Source organism: Bacillus sp. RZ2MS9, from assembly GCF_001816185.2.
GTDB classification, from domain to species: Bacteria; Bacillota; Bacilli; order Bacillales; family Bacillaceae_G; genus Bacillus_A; species Bacillus_A cereus.
The window spans coordinates 5085688-5106771 of sequence record NZ_CP049978.1 but is presented as its reverse complement, the minus strand read 5'-3'; the positions used below and the strand labels follow the sequence as shown (position 1 = coordinate 5106771).

Here is a 21084-nt window from a genome sequence, read left to right as displayed (position 1 = left end):
GAGACGAAAATATATGTTTAAATGGCTCAAGCCAGCACCTGCAATTGAAAGATTGCCAGCGGATATGATCGATCGTGTATATCGATTACTACGTATTCGTGTGTTAATCGGGATTTCAGTTGGATATGCTGCTTATTATTTAGTTCGTAGTAACTTTACGTTATCAAGTACGTATTTAGTACAAGAATATGGTTTTAGTACAGCTGAAATTGGTCTACTAGGCTCAGTAATGGCAATTGTTTATGGATTTAGTAAGTTCTTTATGGGTAATTTATCAGATAAAGCTTTCGCCCAGCGCTTTATCGCAGTCGGTTTATTCTTATCAGGGCTTGTAAATATTTGTTTCGGTTTTGCATCATCATTTGGGATGATTGTTACATTACTCGTTGTTAACGGTATTGTACAAGGTATGGGAGCACCACCTTGTAGTATTGTTATGACGAAATGGTTCTCGAAGAAAGAACGTGGTACGAAAACAGGCCTTTGGAATATTTCACATAACGTTGGTGGAATGCTTGTACCACCACTTGTCGGAATTGGTGTAGGTATTTTCGGTGAAAATCATTGGCAAGGCGGCGTGTTTATTTTCCCTGCGATTATCGCAATGGTAATTGCAGTACTTGTTTGGATCAATGCGAAGGATACACCAGAATCTGAAGGTCTTCCTCCAATTGATGAGTATCGTAATGACTATGAAAATCTTGAAAAAGCAGATAATGCTAACAAGATGTCACCAAAAGAAATTTTAATGAAGTATGTAGTGAAAAATAAATTTGTATGGTTCTTATGTATTGCGAATGCTTTTGTTTATTTAATTCGTTTCGGTGTTATTAACTGGGTTCCACTTTATTTAACGACAGTTAAAGGATTTTCAAAAGCAGAAGCGCACGCGGCATATGCAATCTTTGAAGGTATGGCAATTCCAAGTTCATTAATCGTTGGCTTTTTAAGTGATAAATTATTTAAAGGAAAACGTATGCCATTATGTATTATTAGTATGGTTGGAGTTGTTATTGGTACGTTTATATATTGGCAAGCAACTAGCGTACTTGTTGTAAGTATTGCAGTTTCTATTATCGGTTGTTTAATTTATGTACCACAGTTCTTAATCGGTTTAAGTGCGATGGAATTAGTACCGAAATTTGCAGTAGGTACGACAGTTGGTATGTGTGGTCTATTCGGTTATGTAGGCGGAAGTCTTGTAGCTAACGCAGCAATTGGTGTTATTGTTGATAGTTCTGGCTGGGATGGTTGTTTCATCTTACTATTAACAGGTGCGGTTTTATCAACAATCTTCTTATTTATTGTTCAACGTGGACATGAGAGAAAAGATCCTAAAGTAGCGTAATATTTTGTTTGAAAAGCTATCCAATTGTGTGTGATTGGATAGCTTTTATATTAGAAAAAACAAACAGTATGAAAAATTGCAGTTTAATATATAAATGATTTTTGTTAATTAATATAATTTTTTTAGATTCCATAAACCAAATAGATACATGGTTATACCGAAAAATCCGCCGCCACAGATGAAAATTACAACCTTAAATAAAGAAATAGAGATTTCCTCTGAACCTACATAGGGAAGGATATAATTCATAAAAACAAACATTTGAAAGCCCCAAAGCACACCTGCTTTTAAGCCAGCTTTTCTTAATTTTTTCTTGTGTTGTAAATATTCTTCTTTTGTTGCACATTCAGTATCACTTAAACCTTTTTTCTTGAATTTAAAGGCTAAATAATTAGCGTAAATCATATTAGATAGAAAAATAAATATAGTTCCTATAGATATTGTGTGGTTCATAGTATCAACAAGTAACATAATAAGCATTACCAACATATTTAACCACCATAAACCAATTCCAGCTACAGATAACTCTTTATTGATTTCTTGTTTTTGATATTCATCTCTCTCACTTAGTGTTCCAACAAAACTATTATAAACTCTTTCTTTCCATTCAATTTTCATCATTTAATCTCCCTCCCAAAATAGACTATTTAAATCTGTTTTTAGTGCTTTTGCTAATTCGATACATAAGGCTAAAGAGGGATTATATTTATTGTTTTCAATTAAATTTATTGTCTGTCTCGCCACGTTAACTTTTTTAGCTAACTCTAGTTGCGATAGCCCTTCAGATTTTCGATATTGTTTAACGTTATTCAAATATAACCCTCCCATTGATGGTTGTAGACCTCGTGTACCGAAATGTCATTTATATGTGACATTTTATAATTGAATAGATGAAATGTCAAATATATATGACAAAAATGATTTTAATAATTTATCTTGGTAAGAAGTTTATTAATAAAAGATGGCTTATATTCATATAAAAAGTACTTGAAAATTCAATTTAAATTATCCTTTTTCCTTTCCTTAAATCTATCTTAAAAGATATAATGTCATATTTCTAATCATTGGAATTTTTGTTACAATATAAATGGATGTGTAAAACTTTGTAAAAATAATGTAATAATATGTAATCTATTTTCAGAAAGTTTTATACAATTTTTATATTAAACTATTAAGTTATAAAAGGGAGCGAGAATATGTTACCAAATACGGTTCGTACTCCAAACAAGAAGAAGAAATGGATTATTATTGGGGTTATTGCACTAATTGTTATTGTAGCGGCAATTAATATTTTTGTTATGCAAGGTAAGAAGAAGGGTGTATCAACAAATGCTGATGCTGTAAGTTTTGAGAAAGTGACAGAGCGTAAGCTGAATAATACGAAGTTAATTTCTGGTCAGGTGAAGCCTGGTAATATTGAAAGCTTCTATGCAGATCCGGCCAAAGGGAAAGTGAAAGATATTGAGGTAAAAGAAGGGCAAGAGGTAGAAAAAGGTACGAAGTTATTCTCTTATGATAATGAAGAGATTAATCTTCAAATGAAGCAAGCTGAGCTTGATCAGAAGATGGCGGATATGCGTTACGATCAAGGGAAAAAGAAGATTGATTCGTTGAAGAAAGAAATTAAGAAGGCGAAAGATAGCGGAGCTGGGAAAGAAGTAACAGATCCGATGGACGAGCAAGTAAACGAGTTAGAGATAGGGCAAAAAACAATTGACCTTGAGAAAGAAAAAGGAAAGTTGCAGAAAGAAGAGTTAAGTAAGAAGCAGAAAGAACTTACGATTTATAGTAATTTCGCTGGTGTTGTTCAAAAGTTAGATAAAGATGCGGCACAAAGCTCATCTCAAGCGTTAGGTGGTCAAGGAAAAGCGTTTTTACAAGTAGCTTCTAAAGATCCATTCCAAGTTCAAGGTACGTTAACTGAGCTTCAGAAGTCACAAATTCAAAAGGATCAAACATTCACTGTAACGGCGAAAGCAAATAATAAGAAGAAGTGGACAGGTAAGATTACAGAGGTAAGCGAATTCCCAACGAGCGCAGAGATGGCGCAAGCTGGCGGCGTGGGTGAAGCAACTCAAAATATGTCCCAATATACATATAAAGCTAGTCTTGATAGTCAAGATGGTTTATCTCCAGGTTATCATGTTTCTCTGCAAGTAAACTTAGAGAATAAGAAGATGATTGCTGTCCCAAGTAAGAGCATTGTAGCAAAAGGCGATGATGCATTTGTTTATGTTGAGGATAAAGGTAAGCTTCGTAAACAAAATGTGAAAAAAGGTTCTACTGATGGGGACTGGACAGAGGTTGTAGAAGGCGTAACAGTGGGGCAAAAGGTGGTTAAAAATCCTTCCGACGATGTGTATGACGGAATGGAAGTGAAAGAGAAATGATTACGTTAAATAATATTGCTAAAACGTATTATCAAGGAAAGTTGGCAGTGCCGATTTTGCACGGTATTAGTTTAACGATTCAGAGCGGTGAGTTCGTTTCGATTATGGGACCGTCTGGCTCTGGTAAGTCGACGCTTATGAATATTATCGGTTGTTTAGATCGTCCAACAGAAGGCGAATATATGCTGAATGACGTGAATATCTTAACAGCAGACGAGTCAAAGCTTGCTTTAATTCGTAATGAATATATTGGCTTTGTATTCCAGCATTTTAATTTACTGCCTCGTCTTTCAGCAGTGGAAAATGTTGAGCTTCCGCTTGTATACGGTGGCGTGAAGAAAGCAGAGCGTCGCAAGCGTGCTTTGGAGGCGCTAGGTAAAGTTGGATTGGCAGATCGCGTGCATCATTTACCAAATGAGTTATCAGGTGGACAGAAGCAGCGTGTAGCGATTGCAAGAGCGATTGCAAATAATCCAACGTTTATTATGGCCGATGAACCGACTGGTGCACTTGATACGAAGTCTGGTGAGCAAGTTATGAATATTTTCACGAAGCTTAATGCAGAAGGTACGACGATTGTTATGGTTACGCATGAAGAGGAAGTGGCAGCGTATTCTTCCCGCCGCATTGTACTGCGAGACGGGAAAGTTACAGAAGATAGAAGGTGTGCGGTATGAGTTTACTAGATAGTATAAAAATTGCCTTATCTTCTATTTTAGCTCATAAACTGCGTTCAGCTCTTACGATGCTCGGTATTATTATCGGGGTAGGTTCGATTATTACTGTCGTTGCAATTGGGCAAGGCGGGGAAGCGATGTTGAAATCGAAATTCGCAGGTTCTGGTGGTAATAACCTTATGCCAATTCAATTTAAAGCAGATATTAATGATGAATTTGCTATAGGTGGATTTGAAATACCGAAGTTAACGGAAGAGGATATTTTGGAAGTAAAACAAGTGAAAGATGTTTCACACGTTATTACAACAAATTCGACAACAGAGACACTTGATGTAAATGATAAAAAAGCAAGGCTGAATGTTATTGGACTTGATAATGAATATTTTGCGGTTAATAAAGTAAAGGTTGTAAAGGGCCGCTCCTTAAATGAAGCAGATATTTCTCACGCGAATAACGTTGTGATGATTAGCACAAAAACAGAGGAAACGTTATTTAAGGACGTAAACCCAGTTGGACAAATTATTGAGATGAAGGGACAGCCAATGCAAATTATTGGTGTGTATACATCAGATAATGAATTTATGGGATTTGAAATGGAAGAAGCGTTAATTCCTCTTACGTTATGGCCTGTTTTATATGGGACAGATGATATTCAAAATATCGCAATTCAAGCTAAAAATGTAGACAATTTAGAAGCAGCAGGGAAACGAGCTGTTGATGTATTAAATAGTCGTAAGCCAAGTGAAATCCCAGGTAAATATGAACTGGTGAATTTAAAAGAACTCCAAGAAAATGTTTCTAAAGTAACTAGCATCATGACGATGATTATCGGTGGTATCGCGGGTATTTCATTAGTCGTTGGTGGTATTGGTGTTATGAATATCATGCTCGTATCTGTAACGGAGCGTACGCGCGAAATTGGGATACGTAAAGCGCTTGGAGCAACGCGTAGTAAAATTTTATTACAGTTTTTAATTGAAGCTGTTATGTTAACACTTTTAGGTGGTTTAATCGGAATTGGTCTTGGGTATGGCGGAGCATATATCGTTTCTACATTCGCAAAATGGCCACCGCTCGTTTCGTGGGAAGTTGTCGTTGGAGGCGTACTGTTCTCGATGACACTCGGTATTATTTTCGGATTAATTCCAGCAAATAAAGCTGCGAAATTAGATCCAATTGAAGCATTGCGTTATGAGTAATTAATAGTGTAGTAACAATACACATTACCGTTCTAGTGGGCGGTTCGTAGCCTCTATATGAGGAAATGAACCGCCCGTTAGAACGGGTTATATAAATAGAAGGAGGCGTTATAATGGAAGCAAATATTAATACGCAAGATGTAGGTGCGAAGAAGCCATCATTATTAGGAATGATTACTTCTCCAGGTGAGCAGTTTGAGAGAATGAAGACGAAAAGTCCGGTTTGGGGGGCATTTGTCTTATTTGTTATATTAGGAACGATTATAGCAACAGCAGTGTCTTACTTAACATTAATTAGTACTCCAGAATTGGCAAAAGAATTAAATGGTGAAACAGGGGCAATGGTAAAAGGATTTACCCTTGGTGGAGGCGCACTTGTTGGTCTATTAGGAACACCTATAGGTCTCTTTATTGCGGCAGGTTTTTATAAAATTATTATGATGTTTATGAGCAATGATACACCATACATGAAAATATTATCGATTTACTTATATGCTAATCTTGTTTATTATATCGGCGGGTTGTTAAATGCAGGATTAGGCTTTATTTTTGATGGAAATGGCACTGATGTTTATACAAGTTTAGCTCCTTTATTTGAACAAGGGACAGTAGCACATGGAATTGCCTCTTCAATTGAAATTTTTAATATTTGGAGCCTCATTCTAACAGGACTAGGCTTACACATTGTAGCTGGTTTAAGTAAGAAACAAGCTACGATTTTAATTGTAATCTTCTTTATCCTAACAATTGCATTAGGCGTTGTAAGAGGTTTAGTAAGCGGCTTTGGTGCATAACATATTATTTTAAAAAGGTGACTCTTCAAGAGAGTCACCTTTTTTATTTTTACCCCTATTTCAAATACCACCAACAAAATTTCAAATACTATCTATTGTAATTTCAAATTCTGTCGGTAGTATTTGAAATTACTCACAGTGAAATCTTTTCTTTATTTTTATATTGTGAAGGTACCGCGGAATACTAGAAAGGTATACCTTTTAGAAACGGGTACTGTGTGAAGCCAGCGACTTTTAAAGAAGCAGTTGTTTTGTATGAAGGGATGATTGTAAATCAAATAAAGAAATTAGGTATTCGTAAAGATTATGAAGAGTATTATCAATGTGGTTTAATTGGTCTTTGGTATGCGTATGAAAGGTTTGATGCAAAGAAGGGGTATTTCCCTGCATATGCACTTGTAACGGTGCGTGGTTATATATTAGAAAGATTGAAGAAAGAATCTACTTTGCAAGAAAGATGTGTATGTGTAGGTGAGTATGAGGAAATCTTTCATTTTGAAGATGTTGAAATAAGAGTGAAGGATTTTATGAGTGTGTTAGACGAGAAGGAGAAGTATATTATTTTTGAACGTTTTTTTGTAGGGAAGACGATGGGAGAAATCGCTTTAGAGACGGAAATGACATATTATCAAGTAAGATGGATGTATCGGCAAGCAATCGAGAAAATGCGGGATAGTGTAAAAGGATAAATATTAATATAAGAATGGAAGGCAAGAGATATTGCTTTCCATTCTACTTATTAGTTTAATGTAGTAAATGTAACAAGGGGTTTTTAAAGTGTAGTGAATCTTGCATGTTCATACGAGATAGTATGTATCCAGCTTTTAATAATTGTTGCTGCAATTTATGGGGACTGATAGATATTGTTGTAGTAGTGCCATTTGAAAAGTGTATTTTAGTCTTTTTAATCTTTGGGCAAAATTCTATATCATGTATGTGGTTATAAAATAGCCATATACAGCTTGGAGATGAAGGAGATTCTGTTGGAAAAGCACAAATGTATTCCCGATGATTAATTGGAATTGGAACGTTTTGTTTGAATCTAAAATTTGTTTGGACTGCATTACGCCTGCCTTGATAAGTAGAGTGAATATGGGTTAAGCAAGATTTTTTGATGAGTTGTAATGCGGTTTGGCAGGAACGAAGATCATTTCCGCTACTGTCGATAAGTTTTGTACGATAATAAGGGTGATTGTATGGAACAAGCATCATAGTAGAACTAGAAATAATAATGTTATTTTCATCATTCATGATTTTAAGTCCTCCCTTATGAAATTAATATTTCGAATATAATTATATACAAAATAAGTAAATTAAGTGTTAATATTTTGTTTTGTATTGTAAATTTTGTCTATTCGTTTACAATCAATAGGTGATAGTCTTTCTAATTTGCATCGCTTGTACATATATATGAAAATAGAAAAGAGTAGGCGGTGATATAGTATGAAGAAAAAGTATATTATTATGGCTTTAGTTGTCGTTCTCCTAGTATATTTAGCAAACAGTAATCCGAGTAAGGGAGAATATACAGAATGGGCAGCGAAGCAGTTTATGAAGCGTAATGATGTGAGTAAGAAGCTAGATGAAGTTCAAAAAGAGAATGAAGAGGGTCTCCTTGGCGACTTGGCATCGGCCGGTAAAAAGTTAGCGAAAAAGTATGTTGAGCCACAAGTTGGGTTATTAATTGATCATTATACGAAGCGAAATGATTATATATTCTTCTCAACATATACGACTGAGTTTGATATAGGTGAAGAACATTATAAGTACGTATGCGTCGGTTTTTCAAAGATTTTTATTCCGATTGAAATGCCGAAGAAAAAAGACGAATCTGCAAAATGATGCAGATTCGTCTTTTTCATTTTATAGAGTAATGGGAACTTCAGATACATTTTTTTCTACAAGGCGAGCTCCCTTTTTTCTTGTATTTTCATCAATGGATGAAAATACAGATGAGGCAAGGATTGTATCCATTACTTGATTTACGACTTGTGCATCGATTGGTGTGATGGGCGTATCGATAGAAAAAACGACTGTTTTTCCATCTTCCTTCGCGAAAATCAACTCTAGTACTTGCATGTGTTATTCCCTCCTTTGTATTTATCCCGCTATTTACGGGATTTGGGTCTGCCGGTTGAATCGCGGGCTAATAATCAGCGGGGATGAATAAAATCCCCACTGATCCGAGTTTTACTTTATAGTTTAGAAAGATCTGATGTGCTTACAAGTTGTACAGCGTGAAGCGGTGATGCTTGTAAGGAAGCTAGAGCATGAGCTACATTGTGTACTTGATCTAAGCTCGCATTTGTTTTAACACGTTTAAATTGTTTGCTCTTGAAAACTGTTTTGCCGTTCTTATCTAATCCGTTGTTTAAGACAAGACGTAAAGTTAAATCCATTACGATTGTTTCAATTGCCATGTGTATCACCTCCTTTCACTTTATAAATAGGATGCAAATGTCATGTTTTGGCGTGAAATTTTTTCTTTTTTTTGGTACCCTTAAAAGATTAAGAGAGGAGAATTCTGGATAATGAATCGTAAATGGTTATTTTGGATTCCTGTATTACTATGGATGGGGCTGATTTTCTATTCTTCGGCACAACCATATAAAAAGCAGGATATGCGTTCAGATATTGAACAATATGTAAATGTTGAATTTGTGAAAGAGCATTTTTCATGGGTATCTATCGATTATGGTGGAGGAACCCCTGTTAGTATTGCGAATAAAGGTGTAGGCGGATTTATTGAGTTTTTCCTTCGTAAAGGTGCTCATTTTATGGTGTTCTTTATGCTAGGTTCATTGATTTATTACGCTTTTCATCGATCAGGTTATTCGAGGAAAAGATGTTTTATATATGCCCTTCTTTTCGTTGCGGGTTATGCAACATTTGATGAAATTCACCAATGGTATACGGGAGACCGTACACCAATGTGGCAAGATTCATTGCTTGATACGTGCGGCGGGTTAACGGGGATTATAATAAGTAATTGGTTTTGGAATAGAAAAAAGCGCTAATCTCATTTCGAGATTAGCGCTTTTTTTTGCGGGTAGTAAAACTCTACGTGATTGGCCTAATTAAAGTTTCACTTTATACACCGAGTAATTCTTTTAGTTCGTCTGTTGATAGTTCAGTCATCCAACTATCGCTTGTGATGACCGCATTGTTTAGAGATTGTTTTCTTTCTAGCATTTCATCAATTTTTTCTTCTAATGTTCCTGTTGTAATGAGTTTGTGAACATGAACAAATCGTTTTTGACCAATGCGATATGCGCGGTCTGTTGCTTGATTTTCCACAGCTGGATTCCACCAACGATCGTAGTGAATGACATGGTTGGCAGCGGTTAAGTTTAATCCTGTTCCGCCAGCTTTTAAGGATAAGATGAAAATGTCATACGTTCCATTTTGGAACTCCTCAATCATCTTGTCGCGATCTTTTTTCGGTACACTACCGTTTAAGAAGAGGACACGCTGGCCGAATTTTTCTTCTAGCACACGTTTTAGCATGTTCCCCATGCCGATATATTGAGTGAAGATGAGGCAACTTTCATTTTGATCTTTTATATTTTCGATGAGCTCCATTAACGTTTTTGTTTTCATAGAGCGTTCAACGACATTTTGTGGATCTTCTTCTTTTAAATAAAGAGCTGGATGATTACAAATTTGTTTTAGCTTGTTCAGCATAAGTAATATAAAGCCGCGTCTTTCAATTCCGCTTAATCCTTCGACATTTTGTAGTGTATCTTGAACAAGTTGTTCATATAAGGAAGCTTGTTCACCAGTAAGAGGACAGTAAGCTTTTTGTTCTTGTTTATCTGGTAAATTTAATGCGACTGTTTGATCTTTCTTCGTTCGACGCAGTAAAAATGGTGAGATAAACCGTTGAACTTGCTGGATTTTTCCTTCATCACGATCCTTTTCAATTGGTGTGACGAAGCGGCGTTGGAATTGCCCTAAGCTTCCGAGATATCCATGATTAATAAAGTCGAAAATGGACCAAAGTTCAGCGAGGCGATTTTCCATCGGTGTACCAGTTAAAGCAATTTTGTGATTTGCTTGCAAGTTTCGTACTGCTTTCGACTGTTTCGTATGTGGGTTCTTAATATTTTGTGCTTCATCCAAAATAACAGCATCCCAGCATAATGAAGTTAGTTCTTCCTCATCGAGTTGAGCCAATGCATAAGATGTTAATACAACATCTGCTGATTGAAGGAAATCTTCAAAAGAATTGCCCTTATCTCTATTACTTCCGTAATGTAATTGAACACGTAAATTCGGTGCGAAACGCTCAAATTCTTTTTGCCAATTTCCAAGAACAGATGTCGGCGCTACGATTAATGCAGGGCCTGTTTTGAGATTGTTTTCTTTTATATATAGTAAGTAAGAGATTGTTTGAATACTTTTCCCGAGTCCCATATCGTCAGCTAGCAATGCTCCAAATCCAAGTTTTCGTAAATATAATAACCATTCAATGCCGTGTTGTTGATACGGGCGAAGTGTTGCGTTTAGTGAAGTAGGGACATCTACTTTTGGAATATCTCCAATATGAAGCAGCTTTTGGAATAGTTCCTCATAATATCCATCTAGTTCGATTTCAATATCAGTAAACGGACTATCATCTTCTACAATTTCTGTTTCAGCCGTATTTGATAAATGTTGCTGCAGGACATCTTTCATCTCTAGTCCGTATTTATCGGCACGGTTCATGAGTTTCCTTACTTCTTCGATAAAGGCTGGATCTAGTCGCATCCATTGACCGTTTATATTGAATAGACGTTTGTTTTGTTCAACGAGTTCGAAAAATTCGCTTTCTGATAAATCAATGCCGTTCGTCGAAATGCGCCAATCAAAATTAACGAGCGTATTCATACCGAAGAACGATTGTGTTTGTGCTGTATTTTGCTTCAGCTGGACACGTAATTTCGGTTTTGTTGCTTTTAAATTTTGCCACCATGATGGTAGTAAAATTGTAATGCCGGCTGCAAGTAACTCGTCGCTTGCTTCTGTTAAGAAGTTCCACGCTTCTGTTTCAAAGAGTTCATTTCGGAACGTATCTCCTTCTTTTAACCACGGTATGAGTTTACTAAAACCTTCTTGTGTTTCTGTAATCCGTTCTTCGTAATCGTGCCATCTTTTCGGTAAGGAATCGATGTTTTCATATACATATATGCGATGCGCCCCGCGCTTTGGTGTCACAATTGTCTCAAGCTTCCACATTTCAAATTCTTCTTGTGGTTCTTGTAGTCTTAGTCCGATTGTAAACGGAAGATCATCTTCGATATAACCAATTTTCCGAAGCCAATCTTCTTCATGTAGTGCTGTTTCCAGTTGTCTTTTCGTAAAGTCGTAATGTTCATATAGTCTTTTAGCATCTTCCCAGCCGTCATTTGAGCGGTTGTCTTGTAATATGCTTTCATTTACTGCTGCTGAGAAAAGCGATGCTAATGTGTCATCTTCAATTGGTGTATTTTGAACTTTCCAAGATGGTTGTTTAGGCCAATGATTCATATCTGGTACGAAACTACCACTCGTAAAGGCATCCCATAGTTCATTTGCATCTTTCGTAAGTGCTGTAATCGTGCCATTTATTTGAATATGTGCAAAGGAATTCATCGGTTTGTTTGCAATGTATTCAAAGGCTTGTGCATTTGTTAGCAGCACACCTTGTTTTCCTTCGAAGGTTGCTTCTTTTAGAAACGTACCGTAGAAAGAAGTGGAGTGCCATGTGAATGCATTTCGTTTCCAACTTGTTACGGATAATGGAGTACCGCTGTCATCTTCTCCCCAAAGGAACCAACCTTGACTAACATGCTGGAGCCTAATTGTTACTTCAGTTTGATTGATCATCGATTAATTTTCCTTTCCGTAATTCCTCTTGTAGTGCACGCAGACGTGAATGGAGATTGGCGATGTGAATAATGAAAGCATCCCATTCATCGGTGCGTTTTAATCGTTTATATAATGTACGTAATTTCTTTAAGTAACGAACTGCACGTTTATATGATTTACGATTTCGTTCTTCAATCGCCTCTACAGCAGCAAGATGGTAAAGAGGAAGTGCCACTTCTGGCGCTTCTTTTTCAATATCTTTCAGTGGCTCTTTCAACAGTTCAATTGCCTCAAATCCATATAAGAGATGAAGCTCTGCCCATGTGCGATACTGTTTTTTCGCGAGTACGTACTGTTCGTAGTTTGTGAAACTATACGGTAATAGTTCTTGTAAAATCATTTCAAAACCAGCTTGTTCATTTGTATGTGTTGCGTATGTTTCATACATGATTACAAATAGCCGAACGATATCTTTTATGAAAATCGTATTTTCGTGATCTTGGATCGTTTTCTTTACTTGTTTATACGTAAAGGAAAGCCAGTTTTTTGCACGATCCCATTGCATGGCACTTAATAGTTCTTCTAACCAATAGAAGTATAGACTCACAACAGAAGCAGGTTGTTTCTTTAGTAAGTCCATCGCTAGTAAATCTTCATCATTTAAAAAGAGAAGATGAGAAGACGCTAATGCTTTGGATAGTGGATTGATTTTCGTATCGATTCGTTTTTCTTCTTCTTGTATTTTCTCTTTATTGTTTAAAAGTTCACTCCATATGTGACGATAAATGAAAAATCGCTCTTGCGTATAAGTGTCGGTAGAGAAGAATACTTCATGAACGAGACGAGCTGTTTCTTGTAAAATTATTTCAGACTCTGAAGGAATCGCTTCTGATTGTAAGTCCCGAACGATGGATTCCACTTTGTCTACAAATAGGCGAATGACATTAACAGGTTGGTGATAAGAATACGTTTTGTTTGCTTCGAATGCCTGAATTTCTTCTAATAATTTTTGAAAGCAGTAAATTGCTGCATGTAACCTGAATAATTCATGTATGGCGATGACGCGCGGAGCTTTCCGCTCAAGCTTCGTATAGAAATCTGTAAAGATACTCATAAGAAAATACATTTGTTTATAAGTAAGGCGAGCTTGTTCTTTTTTAAATGATTCATATTCTTTTTCAAAATATGATTCCCAACTTTTATAATCCGTTTCTTCAAAAGCTGATGATTGCAATACTTGTCTTGCAGTTCTAATAGGAGGAAGGGAAGGTCTCGTATTATTTTTAAATAAAGTTAATACATCTCCTACTTGCCCGAAACTAGACGCTGCAGATAGTAATACAGCGAGCATATGCTCACATTGTGTTGGTGCGAAGCAATCACAATAACTTTCAGCGACATTACTAATCGGAATATGAACGCTATATACGTTGCCTTCCGCATCTACAGTTCCTGACAGTGTATAACCATCAAAGTCAACGTTGTAGACAACACCACTACGATATAGGTGCCGAGCTGTAGCGACATGTTCCTGATCAGCTGTTTGCTGTGGATCTAGTCCTTGAACGAACTCATTCGCAATCATCATAATTTCATCTTTCGTAATTGAGTGTTGCAGCATAATATTCCTCCGTACACATATTTCTTTCCTTTACCATTATAAACAAAAAATGCTCAAAACAGAAAAAATGAAATTTGGATTACATAACTTGAAAATCATGGTAATATATAAAATGTTAATTTCATATATGAATATATACGTATAGGAGGAGAAATAATTTGTCAGATTTACAGACGAAGTTAGGTAGTGGAATGAATAAGTTACAAGAAGGAATAGAACAAGGGAAAATGAAGTTGCAAGTTGCACAAGAAATTGCTCAATTGAAAAAGGGAATGCAAGTGCAAATGCAGAAAAAAGCAGAGGTTCTATTAGAGGTTGGGCAGCAAGTGTATGTTCAATTAAGAGGAAGTGGAGTAAATGAAGCGAGCTTAAAAGAAATGATTGCTCCAGTTCAAGAATTTGATGTAGCTATTTATCAAGCAAGAAAGCGCATTGTTGAATTGCAAAAACAACAAGGTGAAAAAGCTACATGTGAATGTGGTGGATCTTTATCAATAAATGATAAGTTTTGTGGTTCGTGTGGAAAACCTAACCCGATGTTAGCAGTAGAAAATGAAGGTGAAACGGTAAATTGTATTTCATGTAATGAGCATATCGATAAAAACTCTACTTACTGTCCAGTTTGTGGAATTAAGCAAAGTGGGGAGTGAATTAAATGTATTGTCGCACATGTGGAAAACAACATGGTGAAGAAGTAAATTATTGCCCAAATGAAGGTAGTATGGAGATTGCAGGAGCTATAGATGCAGTAACATTAGAAAAAGATAATGCAAAATACTGCAAAGGTTGTGGCAGTGAAAATGCTCAAAAAAATTTATATTGTCAAAAGTGTGGGTATTCTTTATCTGTTGTGAAGAAAAAAGAACAATCTGTAAAATTGCCTACAATGGATGGTGCTCCTAAAGTTGAATTTAAAGCAGATAAAGCCGTTTTACAAAAAGGTTTTATTGGTGGGGCTGTTGCAAGTATTCTCATGTTAATTGCTGGTTGGATTGGTAGTTTATTATTTGCTGCTATGTTAAGTGAGATGTTTAGCAAATTTGCAAAAGAATTAGAAATGTTGCCAAGTTTTTATTCGAGTGCAACTTCTACGATGTTAAGTTACCATTTACTTGGTTTTACAGCTAACGATGATAGTGGGTTGATATTTTCTTTATCTTGGCATACTCCATTTACATTATTATTAATCATTCCATTTATTATTTTCGTTGGTACAGGAATTTGGTTAGGGAAACAGCATGTTGCGAAAACGATTAAAGATCAAATCTTTATGGCAGCAACAGTTGGTATTATTTATGGCGTCTTTTTATTCATTATAAGTTTTATAGCATCACAATCTTTTGCAATTCCATTCTCAGAAGCAGGTAAGATTACGGTTGGCTATTCAGCGATTAAGAGTTTATTGAGTGGTTTTGTATGTGGGACATTATTTACCTTATTAGGATTTATTGCTCATACAAGCAAAAACAATATGGCAGTAGCATTTCAAGAGTTAATGCCATATGGAGCGTCTGTGTATTACGGTGTTTCAGCTATGATAAAAGGACTTTTAGTAACAGCGGTAGCGGTTTGTATTATGGCGTTAGTAAGTAAGGAAGACGGTATTGAACCATTAAAAGAAATAACAACTTTAAAATCTGAAAGTACATTATTAGCATTAGAGCTAACACCTCAATTATGGAGTATGGCTCATTTTGCGCCGTTAGAAGTATCAAGTCCAGCACTTAGTAAAGAATTTACTAGAATTGGTAAGAAATCAAATACATATGAGAGCACACTATCGTTTTCATTTATATCAGGCGTCTCTGTAAATGGCGTAGAGCTTAGGGAGATATTGATTTCAAAAGGAGCAAATGAGGAAAGCCTTGCAGAATTTGATAAAGTGAATAACGTATTCCATTATGGTTTATTACTGCTTATTATTCCATTGTTCTTTATGTTTAGAGCGGGAAGAAAGTTAGCTAAATTACCGACCGCCAATATATATATTACATTAGCGGTATGTAGTGGTTCTTACACAATTATGATGATTGTAATGAATATGATTTCTAAGTTCCAAATTAATGTTTCAGGAACGGTAACAGGTTTATTTGGAACAAGTGGAACGGTATTATCTATGCAAAATTCATTTATATATTTAACTTTGTTTAGCTTGATTGTGACATATGTAGCGGCATTTGCTGGAATGAAATTAGCTAAAAAATAGGAGGAGAGCACGTTGAAGTTTTGTGGAACATGTAAAAAGAATGTTGCAGACCATTTGAACTTTTGTCCTGAGTGTGGGAGTAAAGTGGAAGTAATCGTTGATAACACTGCTGCTTCATATACAGAATTACAAAGCGAGACAAAACCAGTGAAAAGTAAGAAAAATTTATTTTTGATCATTGGTTTTGCTGCTATTGCTGCATTATTATTTGGGGCATATAAATTTGGAGCATATAAGTTTTCAAAAGAAAAGCAAGTAAATGTAATGATTGAAGCATTCCAAAAGAAAGATATTAATGCAATTGATGAGTTTGTAAAAGCGAATGATTCAAGCTTAAAGATTAAGATAGAGGATATTAAAGCGTACATGCGTTATTTAAAAGAGAATCCTTCTTACAACAAACAATTACTGTCTTATTTACAGAAAGAGACAGTAGATCAAAAGTTAACTAAAGATAAATCTTCATTTAAGGACGGGGAAATAGTAGAAGAGGGAAAAGAATGGTTCTTATATCCAAAGTATAAGTTTAGCATGAAATCTTATTATATGAGCATTAGTACAACTGCAAAAAATGCAGAGATATATGTGAATGACAAAAAAGAAACAGAGCTTTCTAGTGATAAAACTTCGAAAGAGTTGGGGCCATACTTCCCAGGTACATATGTTGTAAAGGCAACGGCGAAGACAGAACTGACTGAATTAGAAACAGAGAAAGAAGTAGATTTAGCGGATGAACAGAGCGAGAAGGTGAAAGTGGATTTATCGCTTGAAGGCAAGTATGTAAGCATTTCTTCTGATGAAAGTGATGCAACTGTATTTGTGAACGGGAAAAAACGTGGAAAATTAAATTATGGAAGTTATAAGCTTGGTCCTGTATCCACAGATGAAACAGTAGAAGTACATTTAGAGAAAACTACTGATTTTGGTGTGATGAAATCTGAAAGTGTTAAAATTGGAGACCAAAGCACGTATTATTTAAAATTCCCGAAAGAAACATCAAGTTCAGCAGTAGGTGAATTTGTAAGAAATCATATTTATGATAACGTACGTGCAATTTCATTAAATGATTTTAGTTTAATTGAAAAGAATTATGATAAGAGTGGGAAATCGTATAAGGAAGACCGTGATTATATACAGTATTTACACAAAAAAGGAATTACAGAAGACTTATTAACAATGGAAGTTCGTAATGTAGAGCGTCAAAGTGATACGAAATATAAAGTAACGACATATGAAGAGTATCATATTCGTTACGGTGATGGATCTGTGAAGTTCAAAAGTTTTAATAACGAACATATTGTAACTGTGAATGGAAATGGAAAGATGCTGTATCATTCTCTTGGTGCAAATAATACGTTGAAATCAGAAGATGTATCTGGTCCAACTCGTTAATATGAGAGAAGCTGTTCAATATTTGAACAGCTTCTTTTTGGTAGCTAAATCGATATTTCGTGTCGAACCGTTGATATATTTTTTTACAATTATGAGTGTGTTTCCTTTAATATTTCTTGTACATATGGATCATGTAATATTTGCTCTATAATTGGTAACATGCTTTGTTCAAATGGAATGTCGATAGGAAATGGCTTTTGAGAGCCTGGTTTTATTCCATATTGCACAATTTTGTAATGTGTATTGTTTTCAGACTTGAGCACAATTAACTTATAGCGGTTATCATCGCCAGCGAGTGAAAAATCAATAGAAGTAGCGTTATATGTCACTTCATCTTTATATATGTACGGTTTTGGCGTACCAATCCAGTCTACTTTTGCTTGTACATTCATGGGCATAGCCTCCTTATATGTATTATAAATAAATACAAGCCAGCTCTCAATAAAGAGAACTGGCTTGTAATTTAGCAGTTATTGGTTATTTTAAAATTTTCACTTTAACAGTTTTGCGTCCCCATTTTTGAGCAGCGCTATCTGATCCAAGTAAGATATCGATACGGTTACCTTTAATTGCACCACCAGTATCTCCAGCGATAGCTTCTCCGTAACCTTCTACCCAAACTTTAGATCCTAATGGGATTACTTTCGGGTCAACAGCGATCATTTTCATGTTTGGATTCGCAGTTAAATCATGACCCATTGCAGTTAATACACGGCCGCCATATGTGCCACCGTTTTCGCTCGGGTGAGCTGTATATGCTGTAGCTACAACTGTTAACTCACGACCACCAGATGGTTCGCTAGTTTCAGCAGCTTTCACAGCAGGCTTAGCAGCTGGTTTTGCTTGTGCTACAGGTGCTTGAGCCTTAGCTGGTGCTTCAGCTTTAGCGGGAGCCGTTGTTTCTTGTTTCTCAATTACAGGTGCTGTACCTGTTAAGAAAGGAACATGAACATAAGCTGTTTTCCCGTTATATTCAAATTGTAACCACTCATTTTGTACTTGGTTCGTTGTTTCGATTACATCGTCTTTCTTCAACTTTCCAAGAACCTCTGAGTTTGTGTTCGCTTCAGCACGTACGTTTAATACGTTAGCTGTTACGTAGTAGATGCTTTTTGTGAACTCTGCACTTACGAATGCGTCTTTACCGTCTAAAGTAACTTTTGACCATCCGTTCTCTGTATTTTGTACATCTATTTTATTACCGTTTAGTAATTTACCGACAACTTTTGATTCCGTAGTAGGGTTTTCGCGTACGTTTAGTACATCTGTTGTTACAACAGTTTCTGCATTAGCAGATGATGTGAAAATCCCAAGACCAAAAACTGCTGCTGTTGCTATACCAATTAATTTTTTCATGATAGCCTCCATTGCGTTTGTTTTCGTGTCCTCATTATAGCAACAGATTTTTTCGGATTTGGGGAAAACACACAATTACAAACCATTCGTAATAAGTCGTTAATATCCTGTAATATAACAAAAAATATGGGAAAGCGTTTTTCATTCTATATGACTCATAGGTTTCTAGTTATATTCAAAATATTTAATACAACATGTTTTTTTCGACGTAAATAAAAATGTTACAGTAATGTTACATGATGTTTACTAAACGATTACATTCCTTGAGTATTTTACCGTTTTATGGGTAATATAGTTATATAAACATAAACATTTTGTTTGTGAAGCTATAAACACGTGCTATATACTAGCAAAAAAACCGCATAATTGTTACAAAACGAAAGGGTTGCAAGGAAGAAATTTGCCCTTTTTTACATATGTAACACATCCTTTTTTAGGAAAATACATTCCTATCCGCGTTTTTCTCACACAATTTGACAGCAGTATTTCTAACTTGTAGCTCTTGCAGAGTGAAAAGGTTATACGAAAGGTAAGGCTGTCCATAAGAATTCGAATTGGTGAAGGTGAAAGTAAGAAAATCACCGCAAAATTATAGTTTTCTATCCGATTTTACATATCGGAATTTATGTTATTTACAAAAGCGAAACCTACGAAGGGGGATTTGATGAGGAAACTGACAAAAACATTCATCGTTTCATTAACATTATGTATTGCATTTACAATTTGGGGGATTATTCCCGAATCTATTATTGGAAAAGGTAGTTTAGGAAATGTAACAACCGCAATTCAAACTGCATTAGTTAGTAAGTTCGGCTGGTTTTATATTATTTCCGTTTCTATTATTTTAGGTGTGTCTATCTTTTTAATTGTTTCGAAATACGGTTCTATTCGTTTAGGTAAAGATGATGACGAACCTGATTATAGTTACATGACATGGTTTGCTATGTTATTTAGTGCTGGTATGGGTATCGGCTTAGTTTTCTGGGGCGTTGCTGAACCATTAAACCATTTATACGCACCTCCGTTTGGAGAAGGTGCAACTGAGGAAAGTGCGCGTCTTGCACTGCGTTTTTCATTTTTCCATTGGGGATTACATCCTTGGGGACTATATGCGTTTGTAGCGTTATGTATTGCTTACTTTACCTTTAGAAAAGGAAAAGCAAGTACGATTAGTGCGACAGTAGGTCCGTTATTTAAGGGCGGGGAACACGGGCGTATTGCTCATTCATTTGATGTGTTAGCTGTTTTTGCAACTGTGTTTGGTGTTGCAACGTCATTAGGTCTCGGTGCAAAACAAATTGCGGGTGGTGTTAGTTATTTAACATCTATCCCGAACTCATTAACGACACAGTTAGTTATTATTGCAATCGTAACGGTTCTTTTCATGTTATCTGCACAAACAGGTCTTGATAAGGGAATTAAATATTTAAGTAATACGAATATTATTTTTGCGTTTGCACTTATGATCATTGTATTATTTGCGGGTCCAACAAACTTTATTATGAATTACTTCACTTCAACAATCGGTTCTTATATTCAGGAATTACCAAGCATGAGCTTCCGTTTAAGTCCATTAGACGAAGGTGGAAACCAATGGATTCAATCGTGGACAATTTTCTATTGGGCATGGTGGATTGCGTGGTCACCATTCGTAGGTACGTTTATTGCTCGTGTTTCACGAGGCCGTACAATTCGTGAGTTTGTTATCGGTGTGTTACTCGTACCGACCGTAATTGGTGCACTGTGGTTCTCCGTTTTCGGCGGAACAGGTATTCATATGGAGCTGTTTGGTGATGCACATATCTTCGAAAAAGTGAAAGAGATGGGAACAGAAGTAGGATTATTCGCTATGTTCGATCAGATGGGCAGCTTTGGATCAGCTTTATCAGTTTTAGGTATTTTACTTATTGCAACATTCTTTATTACATCTGCAGACTCTGCAACATTCGTTTTAGGGATGTTAACGACACATGGTAGTTTAAACCCACCAAATCGTATTAAAATGATTTGGGGTATCGTTCTAGCCGCGATAGCTTCTACGCTATTATATATTGGCGGATTAGAAGCATTACAAACGGCAGCTATCATTGCAGCATTCCCGTTCGTCTTTGTTATTTTCTTTATGATGGCAGCATTATTTAAAGAGTTACAAAAAGAAGGACGTATGAAGCGTCATTAATAATAGAAGGAAAAGAGCTGATTTCATATCAGCTCTTTTTTTATCCCTCTATTTGCTGAGCAGTAAGAACCCCACCTCAAAATTCAGCAAAAG

The 21084-nt window shown here is 35.9% G+C and carries 21 protein-coding genes; 12 read left to right on the top strand and 9 right to left on the bottom strand.

Annotated elements, in window-relative coordinates:
* The first annotated feature begins 13 nt into the window (after positions 1-13).
* Positions 14-1348: an MFS transporter gene (gene pgtP / locus BHV55_RS26135; protein WP_000477602.1), complete on the top strand. Its 1335-nt coding sequence runs from the start codon at positions 14-16 to the stop codon at positions 1346-1348.
* A gap of 108 nt (positions 1349-1456) precedes the next feature.
* Here the strand turns inward: pgtP and BHV55_RS26130 are convergent, their stop codons facing one another.
* Both BHV55_RS26130 and BHV55_RS26125 read right to left on the bottom strand, forming a co-directional pair.
* Positions 1457-1969, bottom strand: a complete 513-nt coding sequence (locus BHV55_RS26130; protein WP_000975590.1) for a DUF3278 domain-containing protein — start codon at positions 1967-1969, stop codon at positions 1457-1459.
* Positions 1970-2161, bottom strand: a complete 192-nt coding sequence (locus BHV55_RS26125) for a helix-turn-helix transcriptional regulator (RefSeq protein WP_001067016.1) — start codon at positions 2159-2161, stop codon at positions 1970-1972.
* Between the two features lie 383 nt (positions 2162-2544).
* Here BHV55_RS26125 and BHV55_RS26120 point away from each other — a divergent pair, with 383 nt between their 5' ends.
* From BHV55_RS26120 to BHV55_RS26100, 5 genes are all read left to right on the top strand, one after another.
* Positions 2545-3738: an efflux RND transporter periplasmic adaptor subunit gene (locus BHV55_RS26120; protein ID WP_070757657.1), complete on the top strand. Its 1194-nt coding sequence runs from the start codon at positions 2545-2547 to the stop codon at positions 3736-3738.
* Complete coding sequence (locus BHV55_RS26115) at positions 3735-4415, top strand: ABC transporter ATP-binding protein (protein ID WP_000631626.1); 681 nt, start codon at positions 3735-3737, stop codon at positions 4413-4415. The genes BHV55_RS26120 and BHV55_RS26115 overlap by 4 nt, the downstream gene beginning before the upstream one ends.
* A complete protein-coding gene (locus BHV55_RS26110) occupies positions 4412-5614 on the top strand; it encodes an ABC transporter permease (RefSeq protein ID WP_070757659.1) in 1203 nt (400 codons plus the stop codon). The genes BHV55_RS26115 and BHV55_RS26110 overlap by 4 nt, the downstream gene beginning before the upstream one ends.
* Before the next feature lie 113 nt (positions 5615-5727).
* Positions 5728-6408 (top strand): YknW family membrane protein, encoded by a 681-nt coding sequence (gene yknW / locus BHV55_RS26105; protein WP_070757661.1) that lies wholly within the window; start codon positions 5728-5730, stop codon positions 6406-6408.
* Positions 6409-6626: 218 nt separating this feature from the next.
* Positions 6627-7097 (top strand): sigma-70 family RNA polymerase sigma factor, encoded by a 471-nt coding sequence (locus tag BHV55_RS26100; RefSeq protein WP_070757663.1) that lies wholly within the window; start codon positions 6627-6629, stop codon positions 7095-7097.
* Positions 7098-7152: 55 nt separating this feature from the next.
* Here BHV55_RS26100 and BHV55_RS26095 read toward each other — a convergent pair whose 3' ends face one another.
* A complete protein-coding gene (locus tag BHV55_RS26095; RefSeq protein WP_061139613.1) occupies positions 7153-7659 on the bottom strand; it encodes a competence protein ComK in 507 nt (168 codons plus the stop codon).
* A 192-nt stretch (positions 7660-7851) separates the two neighbouring features.
* Between BHV55_RS26095 and BHV55_RS26090 the strand changes: the two genes are divergently transcribed.
* Positions 7852-8250, top strand: coding sequence for a DUF4359 domain-containing protein (locus BHV55_RS26090; protein ID WP_000731405.1), 399 nt, complete (start codon positions 7852-7854; stop codon positions 8248-8250).
* Positions 8251-8271: 21 nt separating this feature from the next.
* Here the strand turns inward: BHV55_RS26090 and BHV55_RS26085 are convergent, their stop codons facing one another.
* Both BHV55_RS26085 and BHV55_RS26080 read right to left on the bottom strand, forming a co-directional pair.
* Positions 8272-8487: a DUF2922 domain-containing protein gene (locus BHV55_RS26085; protein ID WP_001197593.1), complete on the bottom strand. Its 216-nt coding sequence runs from the start codon at positions 8485-8487 to the stop codon at positions 8272-8274.
* A gap of 116 nt (positions 8488-8603) precedes the next feature.
* Positions 8604-8828: a DUF1659 domain-containing protein gene (locus tag BHV55_RS26080; RefSeq protein ID WP_000963861.1), complete on the bottom strand. Its 225-nt coding sequence runs from the start codon at positions 8826-8828 to the stop codon at positions 8604-8606.
* 111 nt (positions 8829-8939) lie between these two features.
* Here BHV55_RS26080 and BHV55_RS26075 point away from each other — a divergent pair, with 111 nt between their 5' ends.
* The gene (locus tag BHV55_RS26075) at positions 8940-9425 is read left to right on the top strand and encodes a VanZ family protein (protein WP_001080709.1); all 486 of its coding nucleotides are present in this window, start codon (positions 8940-8942) and stop codon (positions 9423-9425) included.
* Positions 9426-9498: 73 nt separating this feature from the next.
* On the opposite strand, the gene BHV55_RS26070 is transcribed toward BHV55_RS26075, so the two are convergent.
* Positions 9499-12255 carry a DEAD/DEAH box helicase gene (locus BHV55_RS26070; protein WP_070757665.1) on the bottom strand — a complete coding sequence of 919 codons (2757 nt, stop codon included), beginning with the start codon at positions 12253-12255 and terminating at the stop codon, positions 9499-9501.
* On the bottom strand, positions 12239-13858 hold the full coding sequence (locus tag BHV55_RS26065; RefSeq protein ID WP_070757667.1) for an SWIM zinc finger family protein: 1620 nt from the start codon (positions 13856-13858) through the stop codon (positions 12239-12241). The genes BHV55_RS26070 and BHV55_RS26065 overlap by 17 nt, the downstream gene beginning before the upstream one ends.
* A gap of 158 nt (positions 13859-14016) precedes the next feature.
* Between BHV55_RS26065 and BHV55_RS26060 the strand changes: the two genes are divergently transcribed.
* From BHV55_RS26060 to BHV55_RS26050, 3 genes are read left to right on the top strand one after another with little or no spacing between them, the layout of a single operon-like run.
* A complete protein-coding gene (locus tag BHV55_RS26060) occupies positions 14017-14508 on the top strand; it encodes a zinc ribbon domain-containing protein (RefSeq protein ID WP_070757669.1) in 492 nt (163 codons plus the stop codon).
* Between the two features lie 5 nt (positions 14509-14513).
* On the top strand, positions 14514-16064 hold the full coding sequence (locus tag BHV55_RS26055) for a zinc ribbon domain-containing protein (RefSeq protein ID WP_070757671.1): 1551 nt from the start codon (positions 14514-14516) through the stop codon (positions 16062-16064).
* A gap of 12 nt (positions 16065-16076) precedes the next feature.
* A complete protein-coding gene (locus tag BHV55_RS26050; protein ID WP_000666881.1) occupies positions 16077-17456 on the top strand; it encodes a zinc ribbon domain-containing protein in 1380 nt (459 codons plus the stop codon).
* A gap of 89 nt (positions 17457-17545) precedes the next feature.
* On the opposite strand, the gene BHV55_RS26045 is transcribed toward BHV55_RS26050, so the two are convergent.
* Together BHV55_RS26045 and BHV55_RS26040 are read right to left on the bottom strand one after the other, a co-directional pair.
* On the bottom strand, positions 17546-17848 hold the full coding sequence (locus tag BHV55_RS26045) for a DUF3910 family protein (protein ID WP_048568624.1): 303 nt from the start codon (positions 17846-17848) through the stop codon (positions 17546-17548).
* Positions 17849-17933: 85 nt separating this feature from the next.
* The gene (locus tag BHV55_RS26040) at positions 17934-18812 is read right to left on the bottom strand and encodes a cell wall-binding protein EntA (protein WP_070757673.1); all 879 of its coding nucleotides are present in this window, start codon (positions 18810-18812) and stop codon (positions 17934-17936) included.
* A gap of 664 nt (positions 18813-19476) precedes the next feature.
* Between BHV55_RS26040 and opuD the strand changes: the two genes are divergently transcribed.
* The gene (gene opuD / locus BHV55_RS26035) at positions 19477-20991 is read left to right on the top strand and encodes a glycine betaine transporter OpuD (RefSeq protein WP_001230117.1); all 1515 of its coding nucleotides are present in this window, start codon (positions 19477-19479) and stop codon (positions 20989-20991) included.
* Positions 20992-21084 lie beyond the last annotated feature (93 nt).